Source organism: Micromonospora sp. NPDC000089, from assembly GCF_042899365.1.
Lineage (GTDB): Bacteria > Actinomycetota > Actinomycetes > Mycobacteriales > Micromonosporaceae > Micromonospora.
Map to the genome: position 1 here is coordinate 50,863 of NZ_JBIAZT010000016.1, position 18,585 is coordinate 69,447.

General features: G+C 67.9%; 11 protein-coding genes. 5 read left to right on the forward strand and 6 right to left on the reverse strand.

The window, feature by feature from the left end; genetic code table 11:
• Positions 1-306 precede the first annotated feature (306 nt).
• Together ACFY3U_RS23655 and ACFY3U_RS23660 are read left to right on the forward strand one after the other, a co-directional pair.
• Positions 307-1,392: a helix-turn-helix domain-containing protein gene (locus tag ACFY3U_RS23655; RefSeq protein ID WP_387205437.1), complete on the forward strand. Its 1,086-nt coding sequence runs from the start codon at positions 307-309 to the stop codon at positions 1,390-1,392.
• Positions 1,393-1,401: 9 nt separating this feature from the next.
• Positions 1,402-2,289, forward strand: a complete 888-nt coding sequence (locus ACFY3U_RS23660) for a hypothetical protein (RefSeq protein ID WP_387205439.1) — start codon at positions 1,402-1,404, stop codon at positions 2,287-2,289.
• Positions 2,290-2,463: 174 nt separating this feature from the next.
• Here ACFY3U_RS23660 and ACFY3U_RS23665 read toward each other — a convergent pair whose 3' ends face one another.
• Genes ACFY3U_RS23665 through ACFY3U_RS23680 form a run of 4 tightly spaced genes read right to left on the reverse strand, consistent with a single transcriptional unit; the run spans position 2,464 to position 11,201 of the window.
• Positions 2,464-5,169, reverse strand: coding sequence for a pPIWI_RE module domain-containing protein (locus ACFY3U_RS23665; RefSeq protein ID WP_387205441.1), 2,706 nt, complete (start codon positions 5,167-5,169; stop codon positions 2,464-2,466).
• Positions 5,157-8,555: a signal recognition particle gene (locus tag ACFY3U_RS23670; protein ID WP_387205443.1), complete on the reverse strand. Its 3,399-nt coding sequence runs from the start codon at positions 8,553-8,555 to the stop codon at positions 5,157-5,159. The genes ACFY3U_RS23665 and ACFY3U_RS23670 overlap by 13 nt, the downstream gene beginning before the upstream one ends.
• Entirely contained in the window at positions 8,548-9,588 is a 1,041-nt protein-coding gene (locus tag ACFY3U_RS23675; RefSeq protein ID WP_387205445.1) for a hypothetical protein, read from the reverse strand. Before ACFY3U_RS23675 ends, ACFY3U_RS23670 begins: the two co-directional genes overlap by 8 nt.
• Positions 9,585-11,201, reverse strand: a complete 1,617-nt coding sequence (locus ACFY3U_RS23680; RefSeq protein ID WP_387205447.1) for a PD-(D/E)XK nuclease family protein — start codon at positions 11,199-11,201, stop codon at positions 9,585-9,587. Before ACFY3U_RS23680 ends, ACFY3U_RS23675 begins: the two co-directional genes overlap by 4 nt.
• Between ACFY3U_RS23680 and ACFY3U_RS23685 the strand changes: the two genes are divergently transcribed.
• Complete coding sequence (locus ACFY3U_RS23685) at positions 11,200-12,117, forward strand: serine/threonine-protein kinase (protein ID WP_387205449.1); 918 nt, start codon at positions 11,200-11,202, stop codon at positions 12,115-12,117. The two genes, ACFY3U_RS23680 and ACFY3U_RS23685, sit on opposite strands and share 2 nt — an antisense overlap.
• Positions 12,118-12,131: 14 nt before the next feature.
• Here ACFY3U_RS23685 and ACFY3U_RS23690 read toward each other — a convergent pair whose 3' ends face one another.
• Complete coding sequence (locus ACFY3U_RS23690) at positions 12,132-14,837, reverse strand: ATP-binding protein (protein ID WP_387205451.1); 2,706 nt, start codon at positions 14,835-14,837, stop codon at positions 12,132-12,134.
• A 1,118-nt stretch (positions 14,838-15,955) separates the two neighbouring features.
• Here ACFY3U_RS23690 and ACFY3U_RS23695 point away from each other — a divergent pair.
• Positions 15,956-16,102, forward strand: a complete 147-nt coding sequence (locus tag ACFY3U_RS23695; protein ID WP_387205453.1) for a hypothetical protein — start codon at positions 15,956-15,958, stop codon at positions 16,100-16,102.
• A 362-nt stretch (positions 16,103-16,464) separates the two neighbouring features.
• Positions 16,465-17,733 carry a hypothetical protein gene (locus ACFY3U_RS23700; RefSeq protein ID WP_387205455.1) on the forward strand — a complete coding sequence of 423 codons (1,269 nt, stop codon included), beginning with the start codon at positions 16,465-16,467 and terminating at the stop codon, positions 17,731-17,733.
• A 135-nt stretch (positions 17,734-17,868) separates the two neighbouring features.
• Here the strand turns inward: ACFY3U_RS23700 and ACFY3U_RS23705 are convergent, their stop codons facing one another.
• Positions 17,869-18,552 carry a DedA family protein gene (locus ACFY3U_RS23705; RefSeq protein ID WP_387205457.1) on the reverse strand — a complete coding sequence of 228 codons (684 nt, stop codon included), beginning with the start codon at positions 18,550-18,552 and terminating at the stop codon, positions 17,869-17,871.
• Positions 18,553-18,585: the final 33 nt, after the last annotated feature.

The window sequence follows — 18,585 nt, forward strand, 5'->3', positions numbered from 1 at the left end:
ACATGAGGTTCCTCTCCGCAAGATGCCGATACGTCGATCGCTGAGCGCCGCGGCCCGAATGGTCAGGGTCCTGGTAAAGACGATGTGTGGGGGCGGCGCGTTCTTGCTGCGGACGCAGGAGAACCGCCGTCGCTCTTGGCGGGCCGCCGCCTCCCGACCACGCCGTCGCACCCTGAACGCCGACCGGTGCAGGACCTTGCCACGCTAGTTGTCCGTTTCACCCGAGTTGCGCTGCCGCAAGATTTAACTGGAGTCCGGCGTTTGCCCATGGCTGCTAAATTCCAGATTTGTGGCAAACTTTGACACATGAACGGCCCCACTGAGCAGGAATTGCTGACCGCCGCGTTCGACCAGTTCACCGAGCTGATCACGGACGACGACATGAAGGTTAACCGCCGGGCCTTCGAGGACGGCGACGCAGGACACGACGCCATGTGGGAGATCCAGGCGGCGAACTACCACTGCACGCTCATCGTCCAGGCGTTCAGGCGCTTCATCCCGCGCGACGTTGACCGTGTGCTAGGCGGGAACCATCGGCTCATGCGCCGGGTCGTCCGAGAACCGATCATCGTCGTCGCGCCCTGGCTCAGCCCGCGTTCAAGGGAAGTGCTCCGCGAGCGGGACATCAACTACATCGACCTCACCGGCAATGTGCTAGTCCGGATCCCGCGGCCAGCGATTCACATCAGGCTCGATGGCGCTCAGCAGGATCCGAACCCGCCGGCGAAGCCGCCCGTCCGGCTCAAAGGTCCCGGCAGCAACGCTCTGGTGCGCGTGCTCACCGACTTCGCACCGCCGTATCGGCTCGTGGATCTCGCTGCGGCCAGTGGCCTCAGCAACGCGTACGTCTCGCGCACTCTGGCCGCACTCGTCGACGACCGCCTGGTCGAGCGCGACCCGGGCAGCAAGGCTGTCACCCGCGTCGACTGGCGAGAACTGCTGCGCGCCCGAGCGCAGCACTACAACCTGCTCAAGAGCAACCGTAGCCAGACCTATATCGCACGAACCGGCGTCCCATCGCTGCTGCGGAGGCTCAGCAACGATGACCAGGCCGTCATCACCGGCAGCTATGCCGCAAACGAGTACGTGCAGATTGCCGCCCCGACGCAGCTCGCCCTCTACGTCCCCGACATCGCCGCGACCGCCTCCCGGTTTGAGCTCATGCCCACACAGCAGGGCGCCAACGTCATCCTGCTCACCGCAGCCGACGCATCTCAACTGGCCCGTTCACGCATGGCCGAAGACGGTGCATTCCACGTTGGACTATCGCAGCTCGTCTTGGATTGCCTGGCGGGCAACGGCCGTCTCCCAGAGGAGGGCGAGGCACTACTGGACTGGATGTCGGGCGATCCCGCGGCCTGGCGCCAAGACCATCTGCCCAAGCCGGTGTAGCGTCGGTGGGTGACCGCGCCCGATCCCCTCGTGTACGTGGCTGCCCGCCGCGTCCTCCTCAACGCCCTGGACGCTCTTGGCGAGCACCGCGCCGCCGTTGTACTGGTGGGCGCGCAGGCGATCTACCTGCAGGCGGGCGAGGCGGACCTGGAGGTCAGCGTCGCCCCGTTCACCGCCGACGCTGACCTGAGCATCGATCCGGCCAGGCTCGGCCCCGACCCGCGCATCGCCGAAGCGATGACCGAAGCAGGCTTCACCCTCAAGGTGAAGACCGACAACGGCGGCATCGAACCGGGCACGTGGCTGGCACCCGCAAAGATCGAAAAAGAGACCGTGTTCGTCCCCGTCGACCTCCTCGTTCCCGAAGCGCTCGCACCCGGACGAGGCAAACGCGACGCCCGGCTGCCCGACCACGGAAAGAACGCCACCCGCTGGACGCCAGGACTCGAAGCGACCATCGTCGACAACACTCAGATGGCGGTCGGCAGCCTCGAACCAGACCTCGACACCCGGCAAGCCACGATCAGAGTGGCGGGCCCCGCAGCTCTTCTGGTCGCCAAGAGCCACAAGATCGCAGACCGGCTGACTGACGGCGACCGCGGTCGCGCGCATCGCGTCAAGCCCAAGGACTGCGCCGATGTCATCCGGCTGATGCGGGCTCCCACACCGCCGGACGCCGTCGGCATCCGTCTGGCCGAACTCGCCATGAACCCCATATGTGGCGCCAGCGTCGCCGCCGGCGTCGACCGCCTAGTCGCGCAGTTCGGCGGGCCAAGCAGCCCTGGCGTCGATCTCGCAGTCACGGCGCTGGCCGGAGCGCTTCCCGAGGAATTGCTGCGTGGGCTAGCCCCCATCTACGTTGAGACGATGCTCCGCGCCTATCGGCAGCGTTCTTAAGAATCTTGCTCCCAGGTATCGAGTAGTTGATCAAAGGATCCAGTGATCATTCGCGGGAGCCCCGGCAGCGGGAAGACCACGACCGCCCGCGAGGCACGCCGCCGCTTCGAACGCGGTGCGGCGCGGCACCTTCCCGTATAGGGAGGTGCCGCGTCGCGTCGCGATCGGTGAGTCTCAGTCCTTTAGCGCCTCGGGCATGACCGGTAGGACGTACTCCTCGGCAAGCTTCGCCAGGTGCAGTGGAAGGGGCCGCGCTAGCGGCGGGTAGTCGTCGTGGAAGCGGAGTTGGTGGGTGAGGGCCGCCCAGGACGCGGGCGAGTCCGGCTTGCCGTCCACGACGCCAGCGTCGGCCAGCACCTTCTCTGAGAGGCAGCCGAGGACGACGAGTTCGAGGTACTGGGGGTTCCGCCCGACCACAGACGGACCCTTTGGCCATGATGGGTGCGGGCCGAGCTTCATCAGCCCCTTGTGAACCTTTCCCGCGCTCGCCGGCTTGTCGGTGATGCTGACGAAGACCCGGTTCCCGGCCGCCGCGTCCTCCGCAGCCCAGAGTCCGCTGGCCAGGCCAGCCACCGCGTCGTCCGCCGCCGGCGCGTACCACTGGGGCGTCTCCTCCCGTCCCGCGCCGTCGCGGGTAAGGACGAAGCGGAGATCGGGACCATAGGCGGCCAGCCGTTGTGGTTCGTCGGCGGCGAAGCCGATCCTGTCGACGGTGAGTGAGGGGTTGCGGAGCCACCGCCAGGCGCTGCGGAGGTTGCCCGCGTTCGCCAGCAGTAGCGTCGGTCGGTGGCGAGCCTGGTAGAGGACGGAACGGATCTGCCGCTCGATGTCCTCGCGTTGTTCGTCCGGGGAGAGGGCCTGCGGCTTGGCGTGTTCGTCGCTCTCCGTGTCCCGAACTTCGACCGACTCCACCCGCTGAGCGAGTCGCAGCAGCAGCACGGGGTAAGGCACCCACTCCCGGCTTAAGTCGTCCCACCCGCAGACACGGTGGTGGTCGTCGTGCGGCCGGATCAGCAGCGCTACCAGCTTCTGCCCCGCCCGCCTGGTCGGCCCGTTGGCGCGTCGGCGCACTACCCACAGCGCCAGGTACTGGACGGCCTGCGGCACCCCGTCGCTGACTCGAGGGCTGGGGATGGTCGTCGCGCCGAGCTGCCGCAGGCCGTCCAGCCATGCGGCACGCGCCCGCATGCTGACGTCAGCCGTGGCGTCGGTCGGCACGGTGATGAACTGGCTGAGTCGGCCGGTGTCGGCAAGGCCCAAGCGGACCGCGAACTTGGGGTCAGAGTCCTGAGCGGTGAACCGCTGCTCCCCACCGATCTCGACGATGGCGAGCCCAGGTGGCCCGGACCGTTGGCGCAGCCGCGCCGCGACAGCGACCCGGCGCGCGCGAAGTGCCTCGTCGAAGGCGCCGGACCGCGTCACTCCCGCCCGCCGGGAGACGTCGAGTGGCGCCCCGAGCGCCCCGAGCTCAGCGGTACGCACGCACACCCGTAGGCCCTCAAACCGCCACTCCTGGTCCGGCTGAGTGCTGGCAACGTCGGTCGGAAAGCCTAGCAACTCGGCGAGTTCGGACAGGAGCGCGTGCCGGGTCTCCGGGAACTGCCAGAGGAGATCCACACCTAGGGGCTCGCCGGCGAGGCTTGTCTTCAGTGCCTCACGGCGGGCGGCGACGGCTTTCCGCACCGCCTCGGCGTGACCGGCCGGATTGGTCTTCGCGGCAGGCTTGGAGATCAGGGTGGGCTTGTTGGCCTCGCGGACCCTGTGCAGTTCGGGTGCCCGGCGGAACAGTGGCCGAAGCCCTTCCTCGACCCACCCGTCGATGAGTGACCGCTCGCCGGAGAGCAGCCCGGTCTCAACCCCGTGGGTCCCGTACCGGTTCTGGTGCACGATCCCAGCCGAGATCCCGCCCCGGCCTTTTATCCAGGTCGGGGCCTGCGCGACGACCTCGTCCGCCCTCGGATAGGTCCGGACGATGTCAAGGTCGGGCAGAAGACCTGCCACACTGTGGTCCCGCCAGTCGATGCGCCGCCGGTCCCGGCTCCACCCCACGCGGTTGGCGATCAGCCGAGACGTTCCCTTCTCGGTGAGGTCGGACCAGGGAAGGGGAACATCGAGGAGGACCCGAGCCGTCTGGTTGTGCGACAGATCCGTCCCGGAGGTCATCCACCGGCGAATCCCGGACGACACATGCACCCGGTACGTCGGCACGAACGGCACGGTCTGCACCGTGATGGTCAGGACGGCTGAGTAAAACCAGGTGCGACGGTTCGTCACGAATTCCTGCGGTGGCCACGACACCAATTCGGCCCCCTGCTCCCGGTCGACCACCCGGAACCACAGGTCGCGCCCGACGCCGGGTAGGCGCAGCGGGCGTGCCGCGAGCCGGGCCGCCAAGATCTCCGGCACCAGTGCGTATAACTGACGCGAGGGATCCGCCGTGCCTTCCGGCGAGGGCTGGACGGTGGTCAGGTCGACCTGCGCCACGTCCCACTCGGGGATGCTCTTGTGGGCCGTCTCCACGACGTCGGCCAGGCGCTGCTGGTGCTCATCGGGAATCGGAAAGCCTGTGACCCAGGAGGAGATCGCGGGCCGGATCACGTCGGCGGGTACCGGCTCGCGCGCGTAAATCCACGGTACTGTGGCGTCGCTTCCAGCACCGCGCCCGGTCGCCGTCACGCCCGGGGCAACCGCGCGGAACAGCCCGTTGAGTTGGCGCAACGGCAGTCCGACATGGTTCTGCCTGCGCTTCCAGCCGAGGCGATACACCTCTTCGAGGCCTGTGCGCCAGCGCTCGGCGAACCGGATGACGTTGTACTGCTCCAGCCAGGGGCCGGCCGCAGGATCGGGCTCGTAGGCGGTGGGGCGAATCAGCGTGTACACGTTTCGTTCTTCTCCTCAGTTGGCGGGAGGAACCGGTCAAGGGCGTCCCAGAGAGGCCGGTACAGCGACTGGACAATGTCCCGGTCGAGCGGTGAGACCTCGCTGTCCGAAAGGAAGTACGGCGCCAGCACCTCGGCGATGCTGTACAAGAGGCTGGTTTCGGCAGTGTCCGGCAGCTTTGTCCCATCCCACAGGTTCGGCATGAACGCGGCGTCGACGAAGACCACTCGGGCGTGCACGCCGCCGCGGACGAGACGGCCGATGACCTGCCAGATCAGTACGAGCATGTCCCAGGTGACCGCCGGCCGGTCCTCCTTGAGTCGGCTCCACGCCAGGGAACGACGTAGCACCCGGTACCACGTCTGCCTTGCCTGCCGGCGTACCTCCCGCGCTCCGGCGCTAAGCGTGGCGGCGCTGCGTACCCAGTCGTCGAACTCGCCGGAGTCGATTGACCTGATCATCCAGTCGTTGACGGCGTGGACCGCGAGGCCGATGTCGTCCGGACGCGGATTCGGCCGCGCGAGGAAGTAGACGGTGCCGATCGCGGCCTGGCCGTCGCTGTTAAGGATGTTGTGTCCCCGTTCGACGGCGAGCAACGGTGCGACGAGGACCTCCGCGGATGTGTTTCTCAGGGTGTCCACGTCGCCACGACGCAGAATCCCGGCGTGTTGGTCGTCGTCGTCGAAGGGATCCGTGGCGAACTCTTCATCGAAGTCGTCGGCCACCAGGCGCAGCACCCGGCCCCGCCACCGGTTTCCGAGCGTGTGCAGGGTGTCGGCGACGGCCCCGGCCTCGTCGTAACTGCCAACCAGGAGCAGCAGGTGACGGCGAGCCTCCGGTAGCCTCAGCAACTCCTTCTCCAGCATGCTGGCTTCCCCGTCTTGCGTCTCACCGAGCCGGAGCGCCATCTGAGTGAGAATCTGTGTTCGCGCCTCCGGTCTCGCGCCGGACACGCGGAGCTGCGGAGCGTCCTCCCCGAGCAGCTCAAGCCGGATCTCCGTGCCGGCCACCAGGGCCTCGAACTCTTCGGGGTCCGGCTTGAGGAGCACGCCGACCGGAAATCGGAGGTGGTAACGACTGGATTTCCCGGCCCAGCTACTGCCGGACATGAGGAGTACGTTCGTCGGCGGCCTGCCGTCGGCCAGTGGGATGTCGGGCATCGCGTGCAGCAGTTCCCGGCCAATGCCGTTGCACCGGAAGTACCGGAGCTCGCCGCTGCGGACACCGCCCGAGTCCGGGCCGTTCACCAGGAACTGGAAGCCGAGAACATTGCCCATGGGCGCTTCCGGAATGATCGGCCCGTAGGACAAGGGGCTGCGATACATCTCGTTGAAGCCGAGCTTCAGTGTCGCCTCAACGCGAGGCCACATGGCGTTCATCAGTGACAGCTTCGATTCCAGTGCGGCGAGCAGCAGCGTGAATTCGAAGCGGCGTGTCCATTCGGACAACCAGTCGTCCGGGCTCTGCGGCGGCTTCGCCCTCTTCCGGCGCGGCGCTTCAGACGCCTTCTCGAAAACGCACTGCTTGTCGGCGAGGAATGGCGGCAGGTTGAACAGATCGACCACGAACGCGACGAGCCGCAGGCGGGTGTGTTCCTGGTAGCTCGTGTGCAGCAGCTCGGTGACCAGGTCGACCAAGCCTCTGCGCAACTCCGGGCGCCGGTCCCCGAGGGGGTTGTCCCGGAACTCGTCGAGCCGTTGCTCAAGCTCCACGCGGTCCGGCTCGCCAGCCTCCGGGTAGCGTTCGTCGAGGAGTTGGAGCTGGAGTGTCCAGGCGTTGAAGTATCCGATCCGCACCCAGGTGCGTAGTGCGTGGTCACCAACCAGCATCGCGTACAGGCGATCCGTCGCTGCCGTGATCGTGTTGACGGCGGCGTTCCAGACCTCGACGTCGCGGTTCGAAAGTTGCAGACGCTCCCCGTCGGCCAGCTCACGGATCTTGTGAGCGTTGAGCTCGTCGAGCAGGGAACGGTCGCCTACTCCGGCGACCAGTTTCGTAGCCGGCGCGAACATCCGGTCCAGCTGCATCTGGACCCGGTCCGCCTCGTCCACGATGACGAGGTCACTGCGTCGGCAGGCTAACTCGAGGTAGTGCAGGTGCTCGGCGTTCTGCACGCGGGGTACCGCAGCGTCGATCAGGCTCGGCGGCGTGGCGACCCAGACGTGGGCGTCCACGAGTTCCCGGGCGCCATGGTGGCGGGGGCACCCCGACCAGTATGGGCAGGCATGCCTCTTTCCGGACCGGCCGCTCTCCTCTTCGCGTCGCTCTCGTCGGGACTGCCCCTGAAGCCGGGCGCACGGCGCGGCACCGTAGGGAAGTATGTCGTCATCCTCGGGGAGCAGCGCATTGATCGCACAGGACGTGCTCAGATAAGTGAAGCTCGGGTCGGTGTGACTCAGGATGTTCTGCTCTCCCCGGCTGGCCAGCCGGCGGTGCAGCCGCTGCGCGTGCCGTTCCCGACCAGACGCGCCGATGATCGGGGCGGCAGTGCGCCCCGCCGTCAGGTAGGTGTTGTAGAGGCTCACCAGCTTGAGCGACTCGGCCACGTCACCCACAACCACTGTGATGCAGAAACCGTGCCGGTTCACGAGGTACACGGTGATCACGTCGCGCAACGTGCTCTTTCCGGCACCGACAATGCCGAGCAGGTGCTGCACCCCGGCGACGGAGAACTCCTCGTCCGGCGCGAATGCTCCACCGGAACTGGTGAACAGGTGCGTACGCGACAGCCTGTCCACCCAGTTCTGGGACAGAACTTCGTCCATCTCCGCTGCGGTCTCCAGCAGGTCCCGCCAGCGCAGGCAGATCGGCGCGCCACCACCTGCCGGAAGAAGGTCGAGGTCGTGTGCTGTCGGAGCCGGCATGTTCCCCGTTCCGGACAGCCGGATGGTCACCGAGTGGCGGCCGACGGGGAACTCGGCCGGGCCGTCCCCCGCCACCGGCATTTCCGTGCGCCTGAACGGTGGCGCACACCTCAGTAGGAGGTCGTAGGTGTCCCAGCGGTCCGGCGCGAAGGCAGGCAGTCGCTCGGTCGTCGGGCGCGAGATGTCCGGCACGTCGTAGCCGCGTAGGGAGGGATCAATCTGGTCGTACGAGCGCAGTGCCTCCTCCCAGGCGGTCTTGCGGCGAAGTGTCCAGAGGCTATAGCGGGCAACGCGGAGCATCTGCTCACCCTGTTGATCTGCGACCAGCCCTCGGGCGTGGGCGAAGGGGTATCCGCTGAACAGCACCCAGGCGTCCGTGGCGGGGGATTCCGGGGCCAGGTGTTGCTGGAGACGAAGCCCCAGTTCCACCTCGCAGAGCCTGAGCAACTCTCTCGACCGCAGCTCGCCCGTCTGACGCAGTGCCTGGATGACCGGGGCGAACCCTTGCGCCGTGCTACGCATGCTGCGGTGCTCCTTCCGATGCGGCAGTTTGTGTGGTCACCACGACGTCGAGTTCCGGGGGCAGCGCGTCACGCACCGACTTCAGGAGTGCGGGGCGCGCCCGCGCCAGGTGATCGGGGATAACGGCCAGCAGATCGGAGCGTCCGCTCAGCTGGGCGGCCAGCAGCAGTGGCTCCACCCTGTCGAACACCTGCACGTTGCTCCGGCCAAGGACTGGCTCGCTGAGCTGGTACGCGCCGAGCTCGCCGGGAAGAAGCGTTCCAGTCACGCCGCGCTCCGAGAGCCATCGCATGACCGCTCGCTCCGTCCGCCCTGGCAGTGACAGAAACAGGCGCAGCGGGAAATCGAGCACCCGCACCTTGCCCTTCTTGTAATCCGGGCCCGGAGTTGGCCCCCGTTCGCAGATCTCGCCTTCGCACCAGGCGATGCGCCCGTGCTCCACCGTGGCGAGAAGACCGCACGTCGGGCAGGTGGTCAGTCCGCCGTGGGCGTAAGCCGATACCGGAGGTCGGTAAAGATCCTGTACGAGCTTCCAGATCTGGGGCTTCCAGGACGTGCCCCGTGTGTCGTCATTGGTGACGGCGACCCGGTCGATCAGGAAGTCCCGGCACTGCGTGAAGAGCGCCGGCGTGGAGGCGGCCTGCGCGAGCTCGTCCAGCTTGCGCACGACACTCTGTTCGGCGGAGTTGCCCGACCCGTATGCGGCGAGTTCCGCGCACGAGCGGGTCGGAAGGCGTCGCCGCAGATCGAGCAGGGTCACCTCGGCACTGAGGAACCCCGGCAGGGCGGAGGACGGCCAGCGGGCACCCAGGGGAGCAGTGCACCAGCCGATGAGTTCGGGGACGCTGGACGGTGGTGTGCGCCCCTCGCGCAGGCAGGCGAGCACGATCCGGTCCAGCACGCGCTGTATCGACGGTGGATAGGGAAGGTCCAGTGAGCCCCGCCGGGCGGCATCGCCCAGATCGATGAGGCCGCGGGCGAGCTGGGGCAGAATTGTAAGATTAGCGCGCCCGTGCAGGTCCGCATGGATCACCGCGCCCGTCCCGGCATGATCGGCCCCGTCCCGACGGGGGTGCCTGGGCCTGACGGGCACCAGCGGGCGACCTCGCACCGTGCGCACTGCGGGCCAGGGGACGGCAGGAACCGGTCGTCGGCGTGCCAGGCGCGGACGTGATCCGTGAGGGCACGGCTCGCGGCTGCGCGGACCTCGGCGGTGAACGGGTCGATGATGACCAAGTCCGGTCCGCCGGGACGCAGCGTCTCCAACTCGACCCGACCATGCCCGCCACCCAAACGTCCGGCACCGATCAGCGCTACGGCCAGGGCCAGCTGCGGGTATTCCACCAGCGGGTCGCGGTTCCGTCGGCGGTCGCTGCCGACGGTCTTCGTCTCACGCCACACCCAGGTGCCGTGCTCCTTGTAGAGCAGGTCGGGCTTCACGAGGACGACGAGGTCGGCATCGGCGTCGTCGAACACCAGGTCAGGTTCGACGCGTACGTCTGAGGCGTCGTGCACGTGCTGAAGCGGGCAGACCTCCGCGTGGTGCCGGATAAGCTTGCGGCCCAGTGCCAGATCCTCTTCCGACAGCCGACGGCCGACGTTCTCCCACGTGCGCGGCACGTCGGTGGTGCAAGGCGCGGTGGGCAGGGCGGCGTGCCGGCGTTCGAGGTACGCGTGCACCGCGCGGCCACGCTCGGCCGCCGGACCGTACTCGATGTCGGTGTCGATCGGCAGCCACTGGCGTCGCAGGTACTCCCGGGCCGGGCAGTCGCGGTACTGGCGGGCGTTGGTAGCCGACCAGGTGCGGCGCGGCCGGCTTCGATCCGCGATCCCCAGGAGGCCCGGTGCCCGGGGGAGCGCCGGGCAGCGGGGCGCGAGCGCGCAGCCGGCACAGGTGCCTCCGGGTCGGTACTCGACGTTGTCGACCAGCTCACCCAACGTGGCCTTTCCCTGGGCTCGGTAAAGCCTCAGAGCCGACTCGACGTTGTCGTCGAAAAGCGTCTCCACTGCGCCGTCGACAAGTGCGACCTGCAGGATGCGGACGCGTTCCGGAGGCGGGCCGGGTTCACCGGCGGCGACGACCAGGGCCGCCACGGATATCTCGGCAACCGTCCGCTTTGCGGCCCCCAGGCGATTCTTGATGAGGCGCAGCTCCCGCGTCCGCCCATCGGCTGAGGTGTAGCAGCGCCCCCATGCCGTGATCGCGTAATCGGTGGCACCGCGATCGTCGCGCCGTGACAGGTGCCGTCGGTACTCCCACTTCTGCAGCACCGGGACCATGGCGTCGTCCGTTTGGCCGAAGGCTCGCAGGTAGGTACGGACGGCGTGGGCCGTCCACGCGCGGACGCCCTCGTGAATGGGCCGGTTCCGCCCTGCGGCAATTCGCCGGTCCAGCTCCCGGAACGCCTCGTCGACGTCGACTCCCTCGCCCTCGACCATGTCGAGGATCGCCATGAACGGTCCCTGGGCGAAGCTCTCCAGTGCCTCGACCTTGCGCCTCGCCGAACCGGCGGCTGACCGGACTCGGCGTGCCGCCATGGCATCATGGGCGGGACATCGGTGGGCACTCGAGGCCAACATGCCCAGCGATACTTTGATGCCGGCGGTCGCGGCGGTCGGGATTCCCGACATCTGCACGTGACTCATGTCGTTCTCATTCCTCACAGGGGTGTCAGTGCTTCGGGGTGGCGTTGTCATCGACGACCGGTTCCGCGTCGTCCGTCTGGCGGGCGAGGGTGCTTCGGCCGAGGTCTATCGGGCTTGGGACATGGAAAGCGAGCGAGAGGTGGCAATTAAGCTCCAGCCGCCCCGCGGGTTCGAGTCAACCGCCACCTTCGCGCGGGGTGGCGAACTGATCGTCGACGAGGGCGGCCTCGGCGATACGTTGCGTGGCATTCCAGGGGTGCCGGCCCACATCCGACGCGGGTCGCATGGGGAGAGGGCCTACCTGGCGATGGATTTCGTCGACGGAATCCTGCTGCGCGAGCTGATCGAGCGGAGTCGACCGCTCTACACGGAGACCGTTGTCTCGGTGCTCGCGCAGCTCTGCGAGATCCTTTCCGAGGTTCACGGCCGGGGGATCGTGCACCACGACATAAAGCCCGACAACATCATGGTCGGCCACGACGGACGGATCTGGCTGTTCGACTTCGGCATCGTCTCGACCTGTGAGGACGAGGAGTACACCGGTTGTGGCACGCCGGGCTACGCCGCGCCGGAGCAGTATCACCGGCAGCACCACCAGCCCCAGGTCGATGTCTACAGTCTCGGCGCAATGCTGTTCGAAATGAGCGCGTTGCGGTTGCCCTACCAGGAACACAGCGGGCGGCCGGAGGAGCAGACCGAACAGTTCCCGCCGGGCTCGTTGACCGGGATGCCGGCCGTGCTGCGGACGCTGGGCACGGCGATGGCCGCCTTCGATCCGGCAGACCGTCCCAAGTCGGTGTCCGACATCCTGGCCACGCTGCGGCCGTTGCTCCCCACTTCCGGCACCCCACCGCACCCGAAGGCGCCCCGGCCCGACCCCGCCGCCTGGTACCGCGTGCCGTCGGATACGCGCTGAGCGCCGTCCCAGCCTCATCGCGGCGACTCCGAGAGCGCGGCGAGCCGGGACTCTGCCTCGTCGGCGGCGACCGGGTCCAGTTCTCGAAGGAGGTCGACCGCCTCCCGAAGCGCGGTGCGGGCCTCCGGGACACGGTTCAACGTGTTCAGCACCTCGGACATCTCCAGAAGCGCCGTCGCCTCCCGGCGGGGATACGTCAACCAGGCGTACCGGTCGGCAGCCGACGCAAAGCTGTCCAGCGCGCTGTGTCCGTCCCGGCGGGCGGTGTGCACGCGCCCGAGATCCATGAAGGTGCTCGCCTGGCTGTTGACGTCGGCGGTCGTTAGGAAGAGCCGCAGTGCCTCCTGGCCGCGCCGCAGCGCGCCCTCGTGGTCACCGAGGTCGAACCGCACCGTGCCGAGTCCCCGGAGGGTGCCGGCTTCGCCCAGGACGTCGCCGAGCCGGCGATACGCAGACAGCGCCGACTCGAACAACTCAGTGGCCGTCTGCGGCTCGCCGCTCTCCCGATGCAGCAGTCCGAGCGAGTGCCGGCTGTGAGCGACGCTGAGCGGGTGGCCCGCTGCCTCACTGAGCGAGATCGCTCGCCGCAGGTCAGCCTTCGCGTGCTCCAGGTCGCCGAGCCCACGGCGGGAGCCGGCCAACATGCGGTACACCATGGCCTGGTCGGCAGGGCCGGCGACGCGGCCGGCAGCGACCGCCGCGTACGACAGGTAGCGCTCGGCGTCGGCATACCGGTGGGTGCGCCACTGGTAGGTCACCAGCGACATGCTCAACAGCCACGTGTACCGGTCCTCCTGCCGGGCATGGGCCCGTCTGATCGCCGCCGTGACGGTGGCATATTCCGCGTGCAGCCAAGCCATCGCCTCTCGCGAAGAGGCCGGCGCGACGACATCGATGTCGTCCGGACCGGCGATGGGCAGCCCGCGATCCGGGGCGAGCACCCGGTCGCAGGCCCAGGTGTTGCGCAGGAGGAAATCCGAGACCCGGCGGTCGACGCGGTCGTAGTCCTCCGGCCGCATCGCGGCGGTTCGGTCGGCGGCGAAGATCCGTACGAGGTCATGGAAGGCAAACCGGCCGACCGCCGGCTCATCCAGCAGGCTGGCCTCGATCAACTCGTCGATCGCCACGGCCGGCGTGTCTTCGGCGAGACAGCCGACTGCCCGACGGCTGATGGTGGGGCCGGGGTGGATCGCGAGCCGGGCGAAGAGCTCGGCCGCCGGTGCGCTGAGAGTGCCGTAGGAGCTGCTCAGGGCCGCCCGCACGTTCAGCTCGGCGGATCGGTGTCCGAGCGAGTCCAGGCGTGTCCCCTCTTCCCGCAGCGCCGCCGTGATCTCCTCGAGGGCCTCGGGGGGTCTCGAGCGGGCCTGGGCCGCGACGATCGAGAGTGCGAGCGGTAGCCCGCCGCACAGCGCGACGATCTCGCTGATGTGCTCGGCACCGGCCCGCATCCGCGCGGCACCGAGTTTGCTGGTCAGCAGGGCGACCGCGTCCTCGTGACCGAGCGGGCCGAGCCTGACCTCATGAGCGTGCTCGCGGACGATCATCTGCATGAGACGGTCCCGGCTCGTCACGACGGCTACCGACGAGCCGGTGCCGGGCAGCAGCGGCCGCACCTGATGGACGTCACGGGCGTTGTCGAGCAGCACGATGGTCTTGCGGCGCGCGAGCTCCGTGCGGTATTCCGTGCTCATCCCATCGACAGTTGGGGTGCGGGGCCGGACGCCGAGGTCGTTGAGGATCCGGGCCAGGAGCTGGGCCGGCTGCTCCGGAGACCCGTTGGCCGTGTAGCCGTTGAGATCCACGTAGAGCGTGCCGTCTGGGAAGTCGCCCTCCACCGAAGCCGCCCAGTGTTGCGCGAGCTGCGTCTTCCCGACGCCGGCCATCCCGGTGACCACAGCCAGCCCGGTGTTCGCCAGGGCATCCGCCAGCAACGCCTCCGACAAAGCGCTGAGCTCTGCCTGCCGTCCCGCAAGGGGTGCCCGGTGGGGCGGAAGCTGGCGCGGTACGCCAGGTTGCGCCGGCTTGGTGACGGAACGGCGGGTCAGCTGGTCGACGTACCTCTCCAGCTTGGCGTCCGGGGCACCGTGCAGTCTCGTCCACTCCTGGTATCGCTGGCGGACCCGCGACGGGCCGTCTGTGCTGGCAAGGAACCGTAGTTCGAGGCTGAGAAGCGGTTGATCCGCTGGCCACCGACGCAGTGCTGGCCGCAGCTCACGGTTGAAGCCCGACGTATCGACCTTCAACAGCTCATCGAGGAGGAGGAAGGTGGCGCGCAGGCGGCTCTGATCGAGGCGCTGCCTCTCGTCGCTCAGGTCCGCGCCAGTGATTTCGCCCAGGGGCTCGCCTCGCCATTCGGCGAGGGCGTCGCGCAAGGTGCCGATCCGGTCCGCGCCTTGCCGAAGTCGGGCCAGTTCGAGGTTGTCCTCGAATCGGAAGTAGTCAACAACAGTCCGGTCGACACGGAGGCTGCAATAGCGCCGCTCATTGCTGTCAGGCATGGCGTCCGGGAAGTAACTGCGCAGCTTTCGGCAGCACGAACGCACCCTGGTCGGATTGTAGTCGCCCTTTGGCCAGAGGCGGTCCGCGATGTACTCGTGCGATGCGCGTTGCCCGGGCGCGAGCAGAAGGGTTGCCAGGAGGGCGCGGACCTGCATGGACCTGATCTGAATGCGTCGGTCGCCCTCGAAGGCGTGAAAGTCTCCCAAGAGCTCGAACTGCATGTTTCCCTCCCACCGGTTCATTGTGAGCAGGGCACTCACGTCACTGCGCCAGGGAAGCTTCTCATCCCCTCTGGCTTACTGCTCACGCTGCGCTCACGCTCCGATTCGTCCGGGCCGGTCGCTGTGGCAGACTTTTGTCGGCAAAGATCACCACAAGCAGGGAACCCCGTCTGAGGGGATCCTTGGCGCAGTTGCTCATGTCGGAGGAGTGAATCTTGGAAAAGTCTGTGTGCGGTGCCGTTCGGCCCGGCGATCCTGTCCGCCCGATGTCGGGCGGCGGGCCGGGGCGTACCTATCCGCCGCGCAAGCGACGCGGAGCGAGCAAGCCGCCTATCGCTCCCAAGGCGCCGAAGCCCGGGACGCCGCGCAGTCTCGCGCGGCAACGGCGCTACCTCAGCCGGCGGTCCTGGCGGCAGGAGTAGCGAGCGGGGGAGGAGTGCCCTGAGACCAGCCTGGCGCCACTGCCAGCGAGGACATGTCTGAGCCACCCTTCGTCGACCTGGGTGGCTCGGTGCTCGGAGGGCCTCGTCGCGCCAAATATGGCTGTAGAAGGACGTGGCCCGCTGCCGGTGGTTACCAGCCGTGATGGTGCTCCGTTGGTGCTCGGATGTTCGGCGTATGACCAGCACGGTTGGAACTAAATCAGCCCACGCGGCCTGCGAGGCCGCTCCTCACATTGGAGGATGTCGCACTCTGCGGGTGGCATCGCCCTGACCAGCAGATACTAAGCCACTTGTTTCGGCGCGCAGCAGCACTCAGCGATACGCACGAAGTGGCGGTTACGCAGCGTAGGGAGCATCTGACGGGTTCGGCTACGGATCAGAAGGTTAGGGGTTCGAGTCCCTTCGGGCGCACAAGATCATGAGGGGCCTGATCTGCGGAGACGCAGGTCAGGCCCTTTTTGCTGTCCGGTCGGTGTAGATGGTGGGTGTCACGTGGGTGCGATGTGGGTGCAGTCCCCCCCCGGAGACGGCCTTCTCGCGGGTTTGTCGGGATGTGACCTGCGGCTTTGCGGCCTGCTTGCGCTTCGGTGAGCTCGGAGCACCTGTTCTCGGTTTCGTCGGCGCCGGGTTGCTGGCGTTGGGGCCGCTGTCGGGCCGGTTCTTGCGGGCGCTGGCTTGATCTTCTTGCGGGCGGCGGGCGGCGGGCGGCGGGCGGCAGGCGGCGGGCGCCCCGACTACGTCGACCGGCTGTGGAACCTGGTCAACTGGGCCGACGTGACCGCCCAGTTCGATGCCGCCCGCGCCACCAGACCGAAGACCTGATCCGGGTGACCACAGCCACCCACACCGCCACCGAACTGCTCCGACCTGCCGCCGGAGTCATCGCCGCCAAGTAGCGCGGTGACCTCGGCGGCGCCGAGGAACTCCTCGCCGCGTTCCCCACCGAGCAGGCCCGCACCCTCGGCTTCTACCTGCTCGCCGACCTGGCCGCTGCATCGCGGCCGCGGACCGGGGCAGCCCGTTGGCGTTGGCGGTCTGGTCGAAGGCGGTGCGCAGCAGCGGTGCGTCCGGGTCGGCGAGACGGTACGGGCCGAGGTACGGGGATCGGGAGACGCGGTCTTCAGCAGGATTTCAGGGTCGGCGGCCCATGCTCTCGTCAGAGTCCTTGCCGAAGGGGAAGAATTGTGTCTGTTGCCACTGACCGGCTGGTAGGTACGCGCGGCTGGTTGACCAAAGTCCCGGCGATTACCGTGACGTTCTGGGTCATCAAGGTGTTGTCGACGACGATCGGAGAGACGTTCGCGGACTACCTCGCCGTGAACGTCGGCCTGGGGCCTGCCGTCACCGACGCCGTCATGTTCGCGGCGCTCGTCGTCGCGCTTGTCATCCAGTTCCGGACCCGTGCCTACACGCCATGGATCTACTGGTTGTGTGTGGTGTTGGTGAGCATCGTCGGTACGCAGTTGACCGACTTCTTCACTGACACGCTGGCTGTGAGCCTGTATCTCAGTACCGCTGTTTTCGCAGTTGTCCTCGCGGTCGTGTTCGCTGTGTGGTATCGGCAGGAACATACTCTCGCGATCACTTCCATCGACACTCCGCGCCGCGAGGCGTTCTACTGGGGCGCGATCCTCACCACGTTCGCACTCGGCACCGCCGCTGGCGACCTCGCTACCGAAGCGCTCAGCCTGGGCTTCCGCAACGGGGTGCTGATTTTCGGGGCCCTGATTGCGGCGACGTGGGTCGCCTACCGGCTGGGCGCCGGACAGGTGCTGACGTTCTGGATCGCCTACGTGCTCACCCGCCCGCTCGGCGCCTCGCTCGGTGACCTGCTGACGCAGGACAAGGATTTCGGCGGTCTGGGGCTGGGCGCGAGCGTGACCAGTCTGCTTTTCATCGGCACGATCTTGGCCCTCGTCATCCGTGAACAGGTTCTGGTCAGTCGTCACGGTGTGGCTGTCAAGGGCGCGGGGCCGCGCGGCGGCCAGGGGCAGGACTACATCTGGGCCGGCGCGGCCGTCGTAGCTGTCGCGCTGGTCGGGTGGGCGTTGCGGCCGGCCGCGGACACGACGCCGACCGCCGAGTCTGCCCCCGTGACGACCGCGCAGCCCGGTAGCCGGGCCGGTGCCCCGGCAGCCCTCCCGCGGCAAGCTCATCCGACGACGAAGCTGGGCAACCTCGGTAAATTCGCGGTGATCGTCACGGACGTCAAGGAGAAGGTCGCCAGAAACGACCTGGCGGGCGGGAAGGCCCGGGCGAAGGATCTCGAGGTGGCGTGGGACGACGCCGAGGCGGGGCTCAAGCCGCGCGATTCCGCGAGATGGCACCAACTCGACGACCAGATCGATGCGGTCCTGACCGCTCTGAGGGCGTCGAATCCGGTGCAGGCCGACTGCGCCTCAGCGGTCGATGCCCTGATGACGACCCTGAACCAGTTCGACGGCGTCAGGTGATCGACCATCCGGGATCGCTCGTGCGAGGCGGCGGGCGGATGGGAAGTCCCCCGGGGCCATCAACCCGCAGGTGAGGACGATCCGGCGGCCAGTTGCAGGTCGGCGCTGGGGTGTCGCCCAGCGCCGACGGGTCGTTCAGTCGGTACCGGGTGCGCCGCTGGACACCGTCGCATCGGCGGTGGTCGCCGAGTGGCGGCGGGAGCGCAGGAGTTGGATGCCGATGGGCAGGACGGAGATGAGCACGATGGCGATGAGGATGAACTCGATGTTCGACTTGACGAAGCTGATCTGCCCGAGGAAGTAGCCGAGCACGGTGACACCGGTTCCCCACAGGACGCCGCCGAGGACGTTGTAGGTGAGGAAGGTGCGGTAGTGCATGCGGCTGACTCCGGCGATGATGGGGGTGAAGGTTCGCACGATCGGCACGAAGCGGGCCAGCACGATCGAGCGGGCGCCGTAGCGTGCGAAGAAGGCGTTGGCCTGTTGTACGTTCTCCTGTTTGAACAGCCGGGAGTTGGGGCGCCGGAACAGGCTCGGGCCGACGCGCTTGCCGAAAAGGTAGCCGACCTGGTCGCCGACGATGGCGGCGACGGCGACGAGCAGGCAGACCAGCCAGAGGGGCTGGTGCAGGTAGCGGCCGTCGGCGACGAGGAGTCCGGCGGTGAACAGCAGCGAGTCGCCGGGAAGGAAGAACCCGATGAGCAGCCCGGATTCGGCGAAGATGATCGCGAGGATTCCGATCAGCCCGAAGGTGGAGATCAGCCATTCCGGGTCGATGAAGCTGGGGCCCACGGCGAGCAGCGCTTGAGGCGTGGACATGGCGGGGACCTCCGGAGCGAGGGGGCGGGGGAT

Excerpts from the sequence above, each read along its gene's own strand:
- ACFY3U_RS23655 (WP_387205437.1), top strand. The coding sequence starts at position 307 with ATGAACGGCCCCACTGAGCAGGAATTGCTGACCGCCGCGTTCGACCAG.
- ACFY3U_RS23670 (WP_387205443.1), bottom strand. The coding sequence starts at position 8,555 with ATGCGTAGCACGGCGCAAGGGTTCGCCCCGGTCATCCAGGCACTGCGT.
- ACFY3U_RS23685 (WP_387205449.1), top strand. The coding sequence starts at position 11,200 with ATGTCGTTCTCATTCCTCACAGGGGTGTCAGTGCTTCGGGGTGGCGTT.
- ACFY3U_RS23680 (WP_387205447.1), bottom strand. The coding sequence starts at position 11,201 with ATGAGTCACGTGCAGATGTCGGGAATCCCGACCGCCGCGACCGCCGGC.
- ACFY3U_RS23690 (WP_387205451.1), bottom strand. The coding sequence starts at position 14,837 with ATGCAGTTCGAGCTCTTGGGAGACTTTCACGCCTTCGAGGGCGACCGA.
- ACFY3U_RS23705 (WP_387205457.1), bottom strand. The coding sequence starts at position 18,552 with ATGTCCACGCCTCAAGCGCTGCTCGCCGTGGGCCCCAGCTTCATCGAC.